Annotated in this window: 1 protein-coding gene; it reads left to right on the plus strand. The window is 36.8% G+C overall.

Annotated features, from left to right (window positions below):
* Positions 1-1,129, plus strand: a 1,129-nt coding sequence (locus N456_RS09040) for a DNA cytosine methyltransferase (RefSeq protein WP_062056100.1), incomplete at both ends; no start/stop codon positions are given.

Raw genomic sequence — 1,129 nt, forward strand, 5'->3', positions numbered from 1 at the left:
TAAAGCAAGCAGGAGTTACATTCAAAAAACATTATTTCAGCGAGATTGACAAGTTCGCTATTGCCAATTATTCTACTAATTTTAAACACTCAATTTATGCAGGAGCAATCGAGAATATCAAAAAAGGACAACTTGAAAAACCAGATATCATTACCTTCGGATCTCCATGCCAAGATTTATCAATTGCTGGAAAACGAAAAGGGATCAAAGGAGATAAAAGCAAGCTCTTTTTTGAAGCAATTAGAGTCTTGGGTATATATCAGCCCCGTCTGTTTATCTTTGAAAACGTCAAAGGGCTTTTCTCCAGTAACCAGGGCAAAGACTTTGAAATCGTACTTAGATCGTTTGCCGACCTGCGGATTTATGACCTCCAATGGCAATTGCTTAATACTGCCTGGATACTCCCCCAAAATAGAGAACGCATCTACCTTATCGGATCACTTAGAGGGCAACCCAGACCCGAAGTATTTCCTATCGGACAAAGCTGTAAAAAAACTCAAAATTGCACTAGAGAAAAGCTCTCGAAAGCCAACATTTCTCCAACAATTCATACCAAAATAGGAGATGCATCCATGAAGGGAAATCCTTATATATTTACCGTGAGAAGTGGTAGGGAAATAAAAGAGGGGTCAAAAGTAGAATTTCGAAAGGATGGAAATACCAATTGTATTACAGGAGTTGATAAAGATAATTTATTGATCAATAATTGGACTCCTTTAGGAGTAGAACGAACGGAAAAAGCCAAACAAATCCGTAGAAAAAATCAAAAAAAAGGAAAAGATTATACTCCCTTTGGAGAAAAACAATTTGTACCCCGTAAAGATGGAAAAACGGGAGCAGTGACTACTTACCCTCATTATGAGAATCTGTTATGTAACGTTAGTAATGTTCGAAAACTTACTCCACTGGAATGTGAACGTTTACAGGGGTTTCCTGATCACTGGACTGCATATGGGATACAGAATAAAAAACAAATCGAATTAAGTGATAGTAGGCGATATCAATTGATTGGAAATGCAGTAAGCGTTCCTATTGTTAAAGCTGTAGGTCAAAAAATTGTAGCGAGTGCTATTTTTCAAAATAGAAAAACAAGTTTCAATGATCCTATAATCTTGATTCCTCCACTAGA

Origin of the sequence: Aquimarina longa SW024 (genome assembly GCF_001401755.1) — a bacterium.
Lineage (GTDB): Bacteria > Bacteroidota > Bacteroidia > Flavobacteriales > Flavobacteriaceae > Aquimarina > Aquimarina longa.